This is a genomic window from Ruegeria sp. CG11 (assembly GCF_056537245.1).
Genome location: NZ_JBQFRE010000001.1, coordinates 92,575 through 108,585, shown reverse-complemented (window position 1 = coordinate 108,585; position 16,011 = coordinate 92,575). Strand labels below are relative to the sequence as shown.

12 protein-coding genes and 1 tRNA gene are annotated in these 16,011 nt (G+C 59.3%); 7 read left to right on the top strand and 6 right to left on the bottom strand.

The window, feature by feature from the left end; genetic code table 11:
- Positions 1 to 2: 2 nt before the first annotated feature.
- Positions 3 to 683: a Crp/Fnr family transcriptional regulator gene (locus ACR0KW_RS00500; RefSeq protein ID WP_480803268.1), complete on the bottom strand. Its 681-nt coding sequence runs from the start codon at positions 681 to 683 to the stop codon at positions 3 to 5.
- Positions 684 to 883: 200 nt separating this feature from the next.
- Between ACR0KW_RS00500 and ACR0KW_RS00495 the strand changes: the two genes are divergently transcribed.
- The 3 genes from ACR0KW_RS00495 (at position 884) to cls (ending at position 4,973) form a co-directional block, all read left to right on the top strand.
- The gene (locus ACR0KW_RS00495; RefSeq protein ID WP_480803267.1) at positions 884 to 2,494 is read left to right on the top strand and encodes an arylsulfatase; all 1,611 of its coding nucleotides are present in this window, start codon (positions 884 to 886) and stop codon (positions 2,492 to 2,494) included.
- 68 nt (positions 2,495 to 2,562) lie between these two features.
- Complete coding sequence (locus ACR0KW_RS00490; RefSeq protein WP_480803266.1) at positions 2,563 to 3,537, top strand: HAD family hydrolase; 975 nt, start codon at positions 2,563 to 2,565, stop codon at positions 3,535 to 3,537.
- Positions 3,538 to 3,560: 23 nt separating this feature from the next.
- On the top strand, positions 3,561 to 4,973 hold the full coding sequence (gene cls, locus ACR0KW_RS00485) for a cardiolipin synthase (RefSeq protein ID WP_480803265.1): 1,413 nt from the start codon (positions 3,561 to 3,563) through the stop codon (positions 4,971 to 4,973).
- On the opposite strand, the gene ACR0KW_RS00480 is transcribed toward cls, so the two are convergent.
- Positions 4,970 to 5,404, bottom strand: coding sequence for an ion channel (locus ACR0KW_RS00480; RefSeq protein WP_480803264.1), 435 nt, complete (start codon positions 5,402 to 5,404; stop codon positions 4,970 to 4,972). The two genes, cls and ACR0KW_RS00480, sit on opposite strands and share 4 nt — an antisense overlap.
- 158 nt (positions 5,405 to 5,562) lie before the next feature.
- Here ACR0KW_RS00480 and ACR0KW_RS00475 point away from each other — a divergent pair, with 158 nt between their 5' ends.
- Genes ACR0KW_RS00475 through ACR0KW_RS00465 form a run of 3 tightly spaced genes read left to right on the top strand, consistent with a single transcriptional unit; the run spans position 5,563 to position 9,651 of the window.
- Positions 5,563 to 6,210, top strand: a complete 648-nt coding sequence (locus ACR0KW_RS00475) for an ABC transporter ATP-binding protein (RefSeq protein ID WP_480803263.1) — start codon at positions 5,563 to 5,565, stop codon at positions 6,208 to 6,210.
- Positions 6,207 to 8,621 carry an FtsX-like permease family protein gene (locus ACR0KW_RS00470; RefSeq protein ID WP_480803262.1) on the top strand — a complete coding sequence of 805 codons (2,415 nt, stop codon included), beginning with the start codon at positions 6,207 to 6,209 and terminating at the stop codon, positions 8,619 to 8,621. The genes ACR0KW_RS00475 and ACR0KW_RS00470 overlap by 4 nt, the downstream gene beginning before the upstream one ends.
- Positions 8,611 to 9,651, top strand: coding sequence for a lipocalin-like domain-containing protein (locus tag ACR0KW_RS00465; RefSeq protein WP_480803261.1), 1,041 nt, complete (start codon positions 8,611 to 8,613; stop codon positions 9,649 to 9,651). The genes ACR0KW_RS00470 and ACR0KW_RS00465 overlap by 11 nt, the downstream gene beginning before the upstream one ends.
- Before the next feature lie 2 nt (positions 9,652 to 9,653).
- On the opposite strand, the gene ACR0KW_RS00460 is transcribed toward ACR0KW_RS00465, so the two are convergent.
- The 3 genes from ACR0KW_RS00460 to ACR0KW_RS00450 all read right to left on the bottom strand — a co-directional run bounded on the left by ACR0KW_RS00460 (position 9,654) and on the right by ACR0KW_RS00450 (position 13,763).
- Positions 9,654 to 10,085 (bottom strand): universal stress protein, encoded by a 432-nt coding sequence (locus ACR0KW_RS00460; RefSeq protein WP_480803260.1) that lies wholly within the window; start codon positions 10,083 to 10,085, stop codon positions 9,654 to 9,656.
- Positions 10,082 to 12,691 carry a TRAP transporter permease gene (locus ACR0KW_RS00455; protein ID WP_480803259.1) on the bottom strand — a complete coding sequence of 870 codons (2,610 nt, stop codon included), beginning with the start codon at positions 12,689 to 12,691 and terminating at the stop codon, positions 10,082 to 10,084. The genes ACR0KW_RS00460 and ACR0KW_RS00455 overlap by 4 nt, the downstream gene beginning before the upstream one ends.
- A gap of 103 nt (positions 12,692 to 12,794) precedes the next feature.
- The gene (locus ACR0KW_RS00450; RefSeq protein ID WP_480803258.1) at positions 12,795 to 13,763 is read right to left on the bottom strand and encodes a TAXI family TRAP transporter solute-binding subunit; all 969 of its coding nucleotides are present in this window, start codon (positions 13,761 to 13,763) and stop codon (positions 12,795 to 12,797) included.
- Between the two features lie 404 nt (positions 13,764 to 14,167).
- On the opposite strand from ACR0KW_RS00450, the gene ACR0KW_RS00445 reads away from it, so the two are divergent.
- Positions 14,168 to 15,661: a BCCT family transporter gene (locus tag ACR0KW_RS00445; RefSeq protein WP_480803257.1), complete on the top strand. Its 1,494-nt coding sequence runs from the start codon at positions 14,168 to 14,170 to the stop codon at positions 15,659 to 15,661.
- 120 nt (positions 15,662 to 15,781) lie between these two features.
- Here ACR0KW_RS00445 and ACR0KW_RS00440 read toward each other — a convergent pair.
- Positions 15,782 to 15,867, bottom strand: a tRNA-Leu gene (locus ACR0KW_RS00440).
- Positions 15,868 to 16,011: the final 144 nt, after the last annotated feature.

The window sequence follows — 16,011 nt, the reverse complement described above, 5'->3', positions numbered from 1 at the left end:
TCTCAGGTCTGGCAACTGGCGATCAACGCCTGTCGATCCTTCAGCCGCACGCGCCCATATCCGAGCTCGATCAGATCCGTGTCAGCTAGCCGGTGTAATATGCGGTGCAATGTGGGCTGCGACACGGCGATCATCTCAGCCAATTCGTCCTGAGACACATCAATCCAACCTTCGGATTCAGATGCGCCCTCATCCAGGTGAAGCAGTCGCAACACCAGCCTTTTTTCACTGCCGGTCACGGCCAGATTGGCCATTATTCGAAGCGCCGTCTGCATGTTCTCCTGAGTCAACGCATAAAAGTCGCGAACGAAATTCGGATTGTCCCGAACCAGCTTGGCTATGCGCGAATGTGGAAAAAACAACGTGTGCGTCTCTTGCGTGGCGACGACGCTGATCAGTCGGGGGGTGTCGGCAAAAAGAGCCAGATCCCCGATCCAGAAACCCGCGCCCTCGCGGTGCAGCACAAACTCCTGCCCGTCATCCGCTGGCGCAGTAATCTGAACACCGCCGCTGAGGACGGCGAAAATTCCGTTTGCCGGGTCTCCGTGATGGAACAGAGTTTCCCCCAGCTCAAAGAACTTTCCAGCCCCGCAGGCCAGCAAGCCGCAGCGAAACGCGTCCGAGCGTTTGCTAAACCACCCGGTCTTCTGCAACAGCTTAATATTGTTCGTTTTGTCAAACATTAGAAATTTCCAATATCATCATCTGATGAGTTTTCAATCCGGCAAATCGCCTAATCTGATCGCGTTCGATTCCCGGAAGGGTGATGCTTTGCCGTTCAGAATTCGATCATTTTTTACAAACCGTTTTGGCTGATTTCGCCAGCCATCAAACACCGACACACCTCCGGGCCATAGAGACCCTTACAGATCAGGAGCATACCATGTCACCACCACGTTCGATTGCAAACAGGTGGCGCACCGAGCTGCGTCGCATCGCTGTGGCAACTGTCGCCGTTGCGTTGGCACTTCCCGCCTGGGCGCAGGACCAAAAACCCAACATCCTGGTCATCTGGGGTGACGATGTCGGTCAGTCCAATATCTCAGCATACACGATGGGTCTTATGGGCTATCAGACGCCGAACATCGACCGCGTCGCCAAGGAAGGCATGATTTTCACCGACTACTACGGCGAGCAATCCTGTACCGCTGGCCGCTCGTCCTACATCATGGGTCAATCGGTGTTCCGGACCGGCCTGTCCAAGGTTGGTCTGCCGGGCGCTGATCTGGGGATGCAGGTCGAAGACCCGACCATCGCGGGCCTGCTGAAAGACCATGGCTATGTCACTGGTCAGTTCGGCAAGAACCACCTGGGCGACAAGGATGAGCATCTTCCGACAAACCATGGTTTTGACGAGTTTTTCGGAAATCTTTATCACCTGAATGCCGAAGAAGAGCCTGAAAACGAGGACTATCCCGGCGATGCGGTTCTGCCCGACGGGCGCACCTTCCGCGAGGCCTATGGGCCGCGCGGTGTCATCAAGTCCAAGGCCGACGGCACCATCGAGGATACCGGCCCACTGAATCGCAAACGCATGGAGACGGTGGACGAAGAAACCATTGCCGCAGCGGTCGACTTCATCAAGCGTGCCCATGAGCAGGGCCAGCCCTTTTATGTCTGGTGGAACGGCACCCGTATGCACTTCCGCACCCACGTCAAGGATGAAATGCGCGCGCAAGCGAACGAGATCATTGGTGGCGTTGCGGACGAATACACCGCAGGCATGATCGAACATGACATGCATGTGGGTCAGTTGTTGGACCTGCTGGATGAGCTTGGCATCGCTGACAACACCATCGTGCATTACTCGACCGACAACGGCCCGCATTACAACACCTGGCCGGATGCAGCGGCAACGCCGTTCTGGGGTGAGAAGAACACCAACTGGGAAGGCGGCTGGCGCGTTCCGTCGATGGTGCGCTGGCCCGGACAGATCGAAGCGGGCTCGGTCACCAATGAGATCGTGCACCATATGGACTGGCTACCGACCTTCCTTGCTGCTGCCGGTGACCCCGACATCAAGGAAAAGCTGAAGGCTGGCTACAGCTCCTCGGGCATGGGCCGCGACTACAAGGTGCACCTGGATGGCTATAATATCCTGCCGCTGCTGACCGGTGAGACCGCGGAAAGCCCCCGTCGCGAAATCTTCTATTTCTCGGATGACGGTGATCTGACGGCCCTGCGCTATGACGATTGGAAACTGATCTTCCTGGAGCAGAAGGCATGGGCAACACTGCGTGCGTGGATCGAACCCTGGACCGAACTGCGTGTCCCGTTGATCATCAACCTGCGTCGTGACCCGTATGAGCGCGCATACCGCACGTCCAACACCTACTACGATTGGTTGCTGGATCGGGCGTATTTCCTGGTTCCGGCTCAGCAATTCGTAGGCGAATTCCTGGCGACCTTCCAGGAGTTCCCGCCGCGCCAGAAAGCAGCAAGCTTCAACCTGAATCAGGTTATGGAAAAGCTGACAACGCCGACCAACAACTAACCCCTCAGCAAATGAAGGGCCGCCCGTTAAACGGCGGCCCTTTTCCGATTTAACTAGGGAATTTTCAAATGAGGAATGCCGTTCTTTCGGTTGCTGTTTTCATGATACCGGCCACTTTGTTTGCCGACCCACTGCCCAGTTGGGGCACGTCCGCGTCCAAAGACAGGATCATCGAGTTTGTTGAGGCTGTCACCGACACGGACAGCGCCAATTACGTAACCCCGGCCGAGCGGGTTGCGGTGTTCGACAATGACGGCACTCTTTGGGCCGAGCAGCCGGTCTATTTTCAACTGACCTTCGCATTGGATCGCCTTGCCGAGCTGGCTGAAGCGGACCCCTCGATCCTGACTACGCCGACACTGGAAGCTGCGGCAAAGGGTGATTTGCAAGCCGTTGCCGAGGGCGGCCACGATGCTTTGATCGAAGTTCTGAACGCCACGCATTCCGGCGTCAGTGTCGAAGAATTCCAGTCGACAGTCGCCGAGTGGCTGGATACCGCGCGCCACCCCGATACCGGTTTGACTTACGATCAGATGACCTATCAGCCGATGGTGGAACTGCTGCGCTATCTCAGGGATGAAGGGTTCAGCACCTACATTGTCTCGGGCGGTGGTCTGCATTTCATGCGCGTATTTGCCGAGGATGCCTATGGCATTCCGCCCGAGCAGGTTCTGGGGACTTATGCCGACACGACTTATGAAACGGCCAATGGTTCGCCGGTTATCACCAAGGCCCCGGGCATCGCCTTTATCGATGACAAAGAAGGCAAGCCCATCAACATCGAACGCACGATCGGCAGACGCCCCATTCTGGCGGTCGGTAACTCGGACGGTGACTTCGCCATGCTGGAATGGACCACCGCCGGCGATGGTCCGCGTCTGGGCGTCCTGATCCACCACACCGATGCCGAACGCGAATGGGCCTATGATCGCGAAAGCCCGATCGGAAAACTGGCCGATGGGTTGGACAAGGGCCCCGGCATAGGCTGGATCATTGTTGATATGGCGCAAGACTGGGAACGCATCTACACTGGCGGCGAATAACACACTCAGAGACCGATAACCCCATGTGGACACTGCTTGTTTCCGCGTTCGTCTTCTTCCTGTATGTGACGGCCGCGGTGTTTTCGATACGGGCGGCGCAAACCGCCCGCACGCCACAAGGGGCCGTCGGGTGGGTGGTCCTTTTGATCTCGGTCCCGTTTATCGGAGTTCCGCTGTATCTGTTTCTGGGGCACCACCGATTCCGCGGCTATCGCATCGCGCGCAAGCACAGTGAGCAGGTCGTCGAGGGCATCAAGACCTTTGCGGATTTCTCGAAACCCGAACCAGGCACGATGCCCATCAACCCCCGCCCGTTCGAGGTGCTGGCGCATCTGCCGGTCTCACGCGGGAACGGCGCCGAGTTATTGATTGACGGGCAAGCGACGTTCGACGCCATTTTCCAAGCAATCGATGCAGCGCAGAATTATGTCCTGATCCAGTTCTACATCGTCCGGGATGATGCACTTGGGAAGCAACTCAAGGACAAGCTGATCGCCGCGACCAAGCGCGGTGTGTCGGTGCGCTTCATGACCGATGCGGTCGGCAGCTATGGCTTGCCGACGGCCTACCTGGACGAGTTGCGCGCCGCCGGGATCGAGATCGCCAATCCGCGCGACCGCCGCGGACCGCAATACCGCTTTCAGCTGAATTACCGCAATCACCGCAAGACGGTGATCATCGACGGCGAGAAGGGCTTTATCGGCGGGCACAACGTGGGTGTCGAATACCTGGGCCAAAACGCGCATTTCGGCCATTGGCGCGACACACATATCCAGATGACCGGCCATATCGTTCGGCAGTTGCAGCTGATTTTCACCGAAGACTGGCACTGGGCCCATGAAGAGGACCTGATCGAACAGCTGGACTGGGCTGGATCGGAATCCGAGCAGGACATGAACGCCCTGATCGTTGCAACCGGCCCGGGCGATGAAACGGAAACTGGCGCAATGATGTTCTTTGCCGCCATCACCGAAGCGAAAGAAAGGCTGTGGATCGCCTCGCCTTATTTCGTGCCCGACATCGACATAATGACCGCCCTACAACACGCCGCCTTGCGTGGTGTGGATGTGCGGATCCTCGTGCCGGACGTGATCGACCACCGCCTGCCGTGGCTGGCTGCGTTTGCCTATTTCGACGAGGTCACGGATTGCGGCGCGCGGGTGTTCCGCTACACCGATGGCTTCATGCACCAGAAGGCCTTTGTGGTCGACGACACTCTGGCAGCCGTGGGAACCACCAATCTGGACAACCGCTCTTTCCGTCTGAACTTTGAGGCAATGGCCTTGTTCTTTGATCCAAAAGCAGCGCAAGCGGTGGACGAAATGCTGCGGGCCGATTTCGAAAAAAGTTATGAGCTGACCAAGAAACTGCCCGACCAACCGGCATTTATCAGATTTGGGTCGCCCCTTGCGCGGCTGTTCGCGCCGATCCTTTAGGACATCAGTTCTTCTTTGAAAACCTGTGTCATCAACGCGACCATAAAGGCGGTCGACAACCCGAAGGCCAACAAGCCCGTAACTGAGGCAAAGGCCCCGAAAATGCGTAGTGGTTCCCCCAGAACGATGTCGCCGTAGCCCAGAGTCGTGAATGTCACCAGCGAGAAATACAGAGCCGAGTTCCAGTCGGGCAGCACGTCCCCAAACACCCAGACAATCGCCCAAAGCCAGACCTGAAACGTGTGAATGGCGACAATAAAGAAAAGCGCGATACAGATCGGGGCCGCGATAGAAACGAACCTTTTGCTGTTCTCCAAGCGCAGGGACGCAACCCGCACAACCTGCGTGCACCACGTCAGAAGGATGATCTCGATCAGAAAGCAGATGCCCAGATAGATACTGCCCCAAAGGATCTGCTGCGTTAACGTCATCAATTCGCTTATCTTGTTCCGGCCTGAAGAAGTTCCACCACAATGGCGACTTAACCTGCAAAGGACAAGGCTGCGGCGAATGGAAACGAATGCGGCTGGGTGCTGGACTCTGGCGAGCAGCAGCGCACATTGTTTCTGGCACAGTCCGAGGTATTTGCATGTTGCTGACGATCGACAGGGTCCAAAAATCCTATCCGGGTGGGCGCCCCGTTCTGCGGGACGTGTCACTGACCCTCGATCAGGGTCAGACACTGGCTCTGACCGGAGAAAGCGGCAGCGGCAAAAGCACGCTGCTCAATCTGGCGGCGGCATTGGACGGTTTCGACGGCGGAGAGATCACGCTGGGCGGCACCGCCCTGTCGCCTCTGGATGACGCGGGGCGCGCCGCACTGCGACGCCAAAGCGTTTCGCTAGTGTTTCAGCAATTCAACCTGATCCCTTCGCTGACAGTCGCGCAGAACTTGTCGTTCCACGCTAGGCTGGCAGGCCGCGAGGATGCAGACTGGACTGGACAACTGACCGAACGGCTGGGCCTGTCCGACCTGCTGACTCGCTTCCCCGAAAGCCTCTCGGGTGGGCAGCAACAGCGCGTCGCCATCGGGCGCGCTATGGCCGCGCGGCCGAAGCTGCTGCTGGCGGATGAACCTACAGGCAATCTGGACGAAACCGCCAGCGCCACTGTGCTGGACCTGATGCTGGCGCTAGTGGCCGATACCGGGGCCGCCCTGCTGCTGGTCACTCATTCGCAGAGCATCGCCGGGCGGTTGGACCGGCACGCGCGTCTGGCCGGTGGTCACATCGCATGACCGGCGCGGTCATACAGGCTCTGTTTTCGCATTGGCGGCGTCACAAGCTGCAATTGGCGACCCTGCTGATCGGAATTGCCTTGGCCACGGGGCTTTGGTCCGCCGTGCAGGCGATCAACGCCGAGGCGCGCGCCAGCTATCAGCGCGCCAGCGATCAGCTTGCGCTGGGTCTGTACGACGAATTGCGCGACCCGTCCGGCCCGATCCCAATTGCACGCTACGTCACGCTGCGCCGCGCCGGGTGGCAAGTGGCGGCGGTTCTTGAAGGCCCTCTGCGCCTGAACGGGCGCACGGTGCAGGTGATGGGCGTCGATATGGTTGCCTATCCCGCCCTGCCCGCCGTAACGCAGATCGAACAATCCGAAACACCCCCTGATCCGGCCGACATGCTGACCGCGCCCGGTCGTCTCCTGACATCCCCCGAACTGGCCGAACTGTTGATTGCGCAAAACGGTCTTCCTCCGATCTTGCAGTCAGACGCAGTTCCGCCCGACCTGATCCTCACCGATATCGGCGTCGCCGAGACCTTGCTGGAGAAACCCGGCCAGATCTCCCGCCTATTGGTGCTACCCGATCAACCACGCAGCATCCCTCGGCTGTCAGACATCGCGCCTGAACTGGAGCGCGTTGAGGCCTCCTCCAGACTGGATGCGGCGCAACTGACGAACAGTTTTCACCTGAACCTGACGGCCTTTGGCCTGCTGTCCTTTGCCGTTGGTCTGTTCATTGTTCATGGCACCGTCGGGCTGGCCTTTGCCCAGCGGCGCGCGATGATCCGCACCTTGCGAGCACTGGGCATGTCGATGCGGCGGCTGGTCTGGATGATCATGGCCGAACTGATCCTGCTGGCCCTGATTGGCGGCCTGTTGGGATTGGTGCTCGGGTTCTTTCTGGCCGGAGCCTTGCTGCCCGACGTTGCCGCCACCCTGCGAGGGCTATACGGCGCGCCGGTCGACGGGCAGATGACCCTGCAACCGCAATGGGGTCTGGCCGGTCTGGCGATGGCATTGGCAGGCACATTGCTGGCCAGCGGTCAGGCCCTCTTCCGCCTGTCGCGAATGCCTTTGCTGACCGGGGCTGGCTTGCAGTCCTGGCGAGGCGCAGAAACCGGGCACCGCACCATCGGGTTGATCGGTTTGATCCTGATCGCAGGCGGTATTGTCGTCGGATACGCATTCGAGGGACTGATCGCAGGGTTTGCCATGGTAGGCGGCATCCTGACGGGGGCCGCTTTGATCCTACCCTATCTGCTCTCACTTGCCCTGTCGGCCTTCCAACGCAGCGCAAGCAGGCCAATCGCGCAGTGGGTCTGGGCCGATATGCAAGCGCAGTTGCCTGGCCTGTCCTTGGCATTGATGGCGCTGCTGCTGGCGCTGGCGGCGAATATCGGCGTCGGCACCATGGTATCCAGCTTTCGGCTGACCTTCACCGGCTGGCTCGATCAACGCCTAGCCTCCGAACTTTACGTAACCGCCGCCGACAATCAGCAAGGCCAGCAGATCGCACGATGGCTGGACCCGCAGGCGGACGCGGTTCTACCGATCCGCAGCATTGAACTGGCGCACGAAACGGGGCCGTTGTTTCTGTATGGGATAGTAGACCATCAAACCTACCGCGATCACTGGCCGATCATCGCATCCTCAGATGGCGTGTGGGACCGCCTTCATGCGGGCAAGGCCGTGCTGATCAACGAACAGCTCGCCCGGCGCGCGAACCTATGGCCCGGAGACGCGCTGACCCTTAAAGAAGGTCATACTCTGACCATTGCGGGCGTCTATTCCGACTACGGAAACCCGACCGGTCAGGCCATCGTGTCGATGCCGCAACTGGACCGGATCGCACCGGGCGCAGACACGCGCCGGTTCGGCATCCGTCTGGACCCCGAACGGGCAACCAAGATGGCGCAAGCCCTGCGCGACCAGTTTGACTTGCCACGTCAGGCGGTCGTACAGCAAGCGGCGATGAAGGCTCAGTCTTTGGCGATCTTTGACAAGACCTTTGTGGTAACTTCGGCGCTGAACGTTCTGACGCTCGGTGTTGCTGGCTTTGCCATCCTGACGAGTCTGCTGACATTGTGGACCCAACGCCTGCCGCAAATTGCTCCGGTCTGGGCGTTGGGGCTGACACGGGCGCAACTGGCACGGTTGGAACTGTTGCGCAGCGTGCTGTTGGCCGCGCTGACTGCAGCACTGGCCCTGCCGCTGGGGTTGGTTCTGGCCTGGGCCCTACTGGCGGTGATCAACGTACAAGCCTTTGGTTGGCGGCTACCGATGTATCTGTTCCCGTTGGACTGGGCCTATCTGTTCGCTCTGACTTTGCTGGCCGCCTTTGTCGCTGCCGCCCTGCCCGCGCTGCGTTTGCTTCGCCTGCCGCCTGCCGATTTGCTTAGGGTGTTTGCCAATGAACGTTAAGACCTGGCTATGTGTCCTGTTCCTGCTGCTCCCTTCCGCCTTACGCGCGCAGGGCTATGCCGGGCTTGGCGGCTCGGCCGACGGATTCGGCATCCCGCAACCTGGCTACCAGTTCGAATTTCCCCGCGATCACGGCCCACATCCCGGGTTTCGGATCGAATGGTGGTACTTGACCGCGAACCTGACCGGCGAGGACGGGCGAGATTACGGCATTCAATGGACCTTGTTCAGATCAGCCCTGAAGCCGCTAGAGGCGGAAGGCTGGCAGAGCCCCCAACTCTGGATGGGACACGCAGCCGTCACCACACCGGACACTCACTACTTCGCCGAACGCTTGTCGCGCGGCGGGATCGGTCAGGCCGGTGTAACAGCCGCCCCCTTCGAAGCCTGGATCGACGAATGGCACATGCGCGGAGCAGACCCCAGCGCAGTGACCCTGTCGGCCAACAGCGCCGACTTCGCCTACAATCTGGCTCTGGAAGCCCAAGGCCCGCTGGTGCTTCACGGAAACGCCGGATACTCGGTCAAATCCGGCGACGGACAGGCCAGCTATTATTATTCTCAGCCTTTCTACACGGTCGAAGGCGTTCTGCACCTGCCCGAGGGCGATGTTGCGGTCACCGGTCAAGGCTGGCTAGACCGCGAGTGGTCCTCGCAACCGCTGGCGTCAGATCAGAGCGGCTGGGATTGGTTCTCGCTCAGCTTTGAAGACGGCGACAAGTTGATGGCTTTCCGCCTGCGCGGCGGACGCGGAGATTTCACGGCGGCCACATGGATCTCGCCGGACGGGACGACGACACCCCTGCCGGATGGATCCGTATCCTTTACGCCGCTGGACACCGCGAGTGTGGCGGGACGGGACGTGCCCGTCCAATGGCGCGTGACCCTGCCGGACCGCGATTTGGACATTGAGATTTCGGCCATTACTCCCGGCGCGTGGATGGGCACAAGATTCGAATATTGGGAAGGCCCCGTCACCGTTTCCGGCAGCCACCAAGGGCGCGGATACCTTGAGATGACGGGGTACTGACCCTAGCGCACGACGTAGACCGAAACGGTCGAGTGTCGCACTACCCGCGCCGCGTTCGGCCCCAGCAGGTAATCCTTGAGATCGGGCTTGTGCGCGCCGATCACGATCAGATCACTGCCAGCGCTTTCGGCGGTTTTCAGGATCTCCTGATAAGCGGTGCCGGTAGCGACCACATGGCGGATCTTTTCGTTCCGCTCCGCTCCAAGGGCTGAAATGCAAAGCTCGGACAATTTGGCCTGCGCTTCTTCCAATGCCTTTTCGTGGAAATCGGGTTGGAAAAAACCGGACACCCAGCTTTCGCCGAAATCGGGCAGAACGGTCACCACATCCAGTTGCGCGCTGTCCTGATCGGCCAAGGCCGCCGCAGTTTTCAGTACATTCACGTCAAGGTCACCGTTGCTGATGTCGACGGCGCAGAGAACAGAGTTTGTCATGCGGGCACCTCTTGTCTGGCGGCACGGCCACGTTGCAGGAATGCGATCAGACCCAGCAGGATCAGCGCGGGGATATACATAAGTTGCTTCGGAGGCTGGCTGGACGGCAGGTTGACCGAGGTCAGGCGAACCGCCTCATCCCCGTAATAATCGAACATGTCCAGCTCATCCGCGACAGGCGTGCCGAACATCGGCTCCTCAAGCTTGATCAACCCGTCTTCTTCCATCAGCAGCAGGCCCATCGCATCGACGCGGGCTTCACCGCCCTCTTCGTTGCCGACTGTGACAACAACCGTGGTGTCCGTCATCTCGAGCGTGTCGAAATCCGGGCCGCTGACGACCAGACGCACCTCGGACCCCGGTGGTGTCTGTCCGATGGTTTCCACAAATGCCGCTGGTTCAACCGAGGCATAAGGCGGCGCGATGCGGTCCATGAAATAGTCGGGCCGGAACAAGGCGAAAGCAACAGCGATCAACGCGATGCTTTCGTAGATACGGCTATGGGTCAGGAAATACCCCATTGTTCCTGCAGTGAAGACAAGGATCGCTATTGTCGCGAATATCGCGACGGTAATACCCTCAACCCAGGTGACATCAATCAGCAGCAGGTCAGTGTTGAAGATGAACACAAACGGCAGAGCAACTGTGCGAAGGCTGTAGAAGAACGCCGTGAAGCCGGTCTTGATCGCATCGCCGCCCGATACAGCGGCAGCGGCGAAACTGGCCAGACCCACTGGTGGCGTCACATCCGCCATGATCCCAAAGTAGAAGACGAACAGGTGCACGGCAATCAACGGCACGATAAGTCCGCTCTGCGCACCCAGTTCGACAACCACACCAGCCATCAGCGAGCTGACGACGATATAGTTCGCCGTGGTCGGCAGACCCATGCCGAGGATCAGGCTGAGCAAGCCAACCATCACCAGCATCAGGATCAGGTTGCCGCCCGACAGGAACTCGACCAGATCGGCCATCACCTGCCCGACTCCGGTCAGGGTCACGGTGCCCACGATCACACCCGCCGTGGCCGTGGCCAGAGCGATCCCGATCATGTTGCGCGCACCATCGATCAGGCCTTGCCACAGGTCGGCAACACCGTCGATGAAGTTGTCCTTCAGGTTGCTTTGCCCGCGGAACAGCGCCTTGAGCGGCTTTTGCGTCAGCAGGATCACGAACAGCAGCGCCGTCGCCCAGAAGGCCGACAGACCCGGCGATTTCTGTTCGATCATCAGGAAGTAGACCAGAACGATGATCGGCAGCAGGTAATGCAGGCCGGCTTTGTAGATCTCTGCGATAACCGGCAGCTCGACCTCTTTGGCGTTTGGATCGTCGGGCTCCAGATCTGGCACTTGCGCGGCCAGATACAGCAATACGACGTAGACCGCGCAGACGATCAGGCTCAGGATCAGACCCGCAGAGGATGGTGCCCAGCTGGTGACTGCCTCGACCGGGAACTGCGAGCCATAGCAAAGGCCAGCGAACACGAGGAAGAAGGACAGCATCCCAACCACGGTGCGCGCCAGATGAACCTCGCGATTGCCGAGCGTCGGCATGTTCCGCTTCACGGCCTCAAGGTGAACGATATAGACCAGCGCGATGTAGGAAATCGCGGCCGGAAGGAAGGCGTGGGTGATCACCTCGACATAAGAGATACCCACATATTCCACCATAAGGAACGCCGCAGCGCCCATGACCGGCGGCATGATCTGACCGTTCACGGAGGACGCAACTTCGACCGAGCCCGCCTGTTCACTGCTGAAGCCCACACGCTTCATCAGCGGAATGGTGAAGGTCCCGGTGGTCACCACATTGGCAATCGAAGAACCCGAGATCAGACCGGTCGCGGCAGAACCAACAACCGCCGCCTTAGCCGGACCACCGCGCAGGTGGCCAAGAGCACCAAAGGCCATCTTGATGAAGTAATTCCCTGCCCCGGCCTTATCCAGCAATGCGCCGAACAGAACGAACAGGAACACGAATTTCGTCGAAACACCCAGGGCGATGCCGAACACGCCCTCGGACGTGATCCACATATGGCTCATGGCCTTTTTCAGGCTTGCGCCTTTCCAGCGGATCACCTCAGGCACCCATTCCGAGGAACCGAAGAAGACATAAGCCAGGAAGATCGTCGCGATGATCGCCATCGCCGGGCCAAGCGCGCGACGCGCGGCCTCAAACAACAACAGCAGACCACCCAGCGCGACCCATTTGTCGGTGTCGTCCGCCAGACCGCCCGCATTCACGATCTTGTCGTAGAAGAAATACCCGTAGAGCGCCACAAACGCGCCAAGCGCGCCCATGATCCAGTCCTGCACAGGGATGTAATCCCGCGGGCTGGAGCGCAGCGCCGGATAGGCTGCAAAAGCCAGGAACATCGCAAAGGCCAGATGGATCTGGCGCGAGTTGTTCACCACGCTGCCCGGCAGCACAACGTTTGAAATCGGTGAGGCCAGAAGAACCTGAAACACCGACCAGAGCGCCGCCACAACGGCCAAGAAAATCCCGACATTACCGACCGGGTTGCGCCCGCCCGCATCGGATGAGGCTACAAGCTCCTGTAGCTCTTCTTCGGATAGCGGTCGGTTGGATTGTGTGTCGGAACTCATATAGATGTCTCCCCGTCATGCGGCCATTTTGGCCTTATTCACCGCCCGTTCGAACCGGGCTTGGGTGGCAGGGTGCCCGTAGGCACCCTGCATCAGGTCTGGCTTACTGAATCCAGCCTTTTTCTTTGTAGTACTTCTCGGCACCCGGATGCAGCGGTGCCGACAGGCCGTCCGCGATCATCTCTTCAGGCTTCAGGTTTGCAAATGCAGGGTGCAGCTTTTTGAAGTCGTCGAAGTTTTCGAAGACCGAGCTGACAACCGCATAAACCGCGTCTTCCGACACGTCTGCCGAAGTCACAAAGGTCGCGCCCACACCAAAGGTGGTGGTGTCGCCGTCGGACCCGCGATACATGCCGCCCGGAATGGTCGCGGTGCGGTAGTACGAGTTGCCGTCGATCAGGCCGCTAATCGCGTCACCGGTCACGTTCACCAGAACCGAGTCACACGCGGTGGTGGCTTCCTGGATAGAACCCGAAGGGTGACCCACAGTGTAGATCATTGCGTCGATCTGGTTGTCGCACAGCGCTGCCGACTGTTCGGCCGCTTTCAGCTCGGACGCCAGCTCGAAGTCGTCGATGGTCCAGCCCATTGCTTCCAGCACAACATCCATGGTGCCACGCTGACCTGAACCGGGGTTACCGATGTTCACACGCTTGCCTTTGAGGTCCTCAAAGCTGCTGATGCCGGAATCGGCACGGGCCACAACGGTGAACGGCTCGGGGTGTACCGAGAATACGGCGCGCAGGTTTTCGAACGGGCCGGCCTCTTCGAATTTCGAGGTGCCGTTGTACGCGTGGTACTGCCAGTCGGACTGCGCCACACCGAACTCCAGCTCGCCTTCGCGGATGGTGTTGATGTTGTAGACAGAACCACCAGTCGACTCGACCGAGCAGCGAACGCCGTGCTCTTTGCGACCTTTGTTGACCAGACGGCAGATCGCACCACCGGTCGGGTAATACACACCGGTCACACCGCCGGTGCCGATGGTGATGAATTCTTCTGCATATGCGGCAGGAGCCATAAGGGCCGCGGTAACCACCGCGCCGAGGCTGAGCTTGCTGCTGTTTTTCATTTTTGAGAACTCCCAATTCTTATGGTGGATGGGAAACCGCCCGGCGGCCCCCCCTCCAGGGACTTCGCCGACTAAGGCAAGCGCAAGCCCCTTGCAACAGGTGCAAGCGCCTGAAATTCCAAAATCTCCCAACATCTTCGACGTTTCATTCAGACACTCAACTTGTCAACCCCCGCGCGCGGTCCAACCGCCCCAAGCTGCATATCTGAGGGGTTTTTCCAAAGTTTCCCCCCACCAACCGGCTTGAAGGCGTGAAAAGTCCCCCCCACAGGCGCAACCACTGCCAGATATTATTCTTTTGAATGTCGCGAACCGTGCCTCTAGTCTTCGTGCAGCCTTGGTACATCTCTGTAACCGCACGGCAATAAAGGAATTTGTTCCGAAACCGGAAAAAAGGACCCCGAATGAAACGCCCCTCGCCCAGCCCTTTGCTTATCATCGCCCTTGCCATCAGCGCGGCGATTGCGGCCTGGGGTATCGCCGACCCACAAGGATTGGGGCGTCTTGCATCAGAAGCGGTGGCAACACAGTTCAACAGCCGCGGCTGGTTCATCATGCTCGAGGTCAGCGGCCTGCTTTTTGTGGCGCTGTATCTGGCCCTGTCGCGGTTCGGCGACATTCGCCTTGGCCCGGACGGTGCCGAGCCCGAATTCTCTACCCCGGCCTGGATCGCCATGCTGTTTGCAGCCGGAATGGGTGTCGGGCTGCTGTTCTATGGCGCGGCGGAACCACTGACCCATTTCGAAGTCCTGCGTCAGTACAACCCCGACCCCGAGGCCGCCAGTTATGCCCTGTTCGTGACCTATCTGAACTGGGGCTTCCACGCCTGGGCCATCTACGCGATTGTCGGGCTGGTCATCGCCTATTTCGCCTATCGTCGACACCGCACGCTACTGCTGAGCGCCCCGCTGACCGAAGCGCTGGGCGAGGCGCGCTGGATCAAGGCGATGGGGTGGATGTTCGATCTGCTGTCGATTGTTGCCATTGCCGTGGGTCTGGCGGGTTCGATGGCGATGGGCGTATTTCAGATACAGACAGGTTTGGCGGGTCTGATCGGCGTCGAAACACCCGGAATGCTGACACTCCCTGTATTTGCCGCGCTCTGTGTCGCGTTCATCATCCCCTTGCGGCGGGACCTTGGTGAAGGGATGTCCCTGCTGTCCAATGCCGCCATGCTGATCGCCGTCGGGATGATGGTTTATCTGCTGATCCTCGGTCCGACTTCATTTCTGATGAACGATATCGTTGCCGGGTTCGGGCGTTACGTGTTCAAGGTCCTGCCTGCGGGATTTTCAACAGCAGAGTTCTTTGACGACACCATCGTCGATTGGTTTCATGGCTGGACCCTGAACTACATGATCTGGTGGCTGGCATGGTCCCCCTTTGTGGGTATCTTCATCGCACGCATATCGCGCGGACGCACCATCCGAGAGTTCCTGATCGGCGTCATCGTCGCCCCGACCCTTTTCTCGATCCTGTGGTTCGGCATCTTTGGTGGTCTCGGGTTTTACGACGCACTGCGGCAGGACGGCGCCCTGTCCGCCGTCAACGCCGAGAATCTGGACGCGACAACATTCGCCCTGCTCGCCAAATTCCCTCTCGGCGGCCTGACGCAGACTGCAACAATCCTGGCTGCGTTTCTGTTCGTCGTGACCAGCGTCGTCAGCGCCGGGTTCACTCTGGCAATGATCGGAACGGGCGGAGACGACAATCCGTCCCCCGGCGTCCGGACGGTCTGGGGGTTGATTCTGGGGGCGTTGGGACTGGCGATGATACTGGTGGGGGATATTTCTCTGGTCCGGTCAATCATTGCACTGTCGGCTATGGCCTTTGTGTTTATTGTGCCGGTCCTCGTGGTCTGCCTGTTCAAAAGCCTGGCGCGAGAGGAACAGACATGAGTAGCGCCTTCATCGACACCCTACTAAACCTCAGCGTTTTTGCCTATATCGGGTTTCTGATCTGGCTGAGCCTGAGGCGCGATCCGTGAAACTATCGCTTATTCACTTCATTCACGGAGGTGGTGCCCAAGGAGAGACTCGAACTCTCACGATGTTACCATCGGGGGATTTTGAATCCCCTGCGTCTACCATTCCGCCACTTGGGCCACGAACACTGGATTAGCGCCCAAGTCCGGGAAGGTCCAGAGGCAAAAACCAACCCAAATCCACTTTGTTTTCACAGCGGTGGTTGACGCCTCACCGGGCGCGTGGTTTGGCTTGCGCAACGTAAGCACAGGATTTTAGCACCA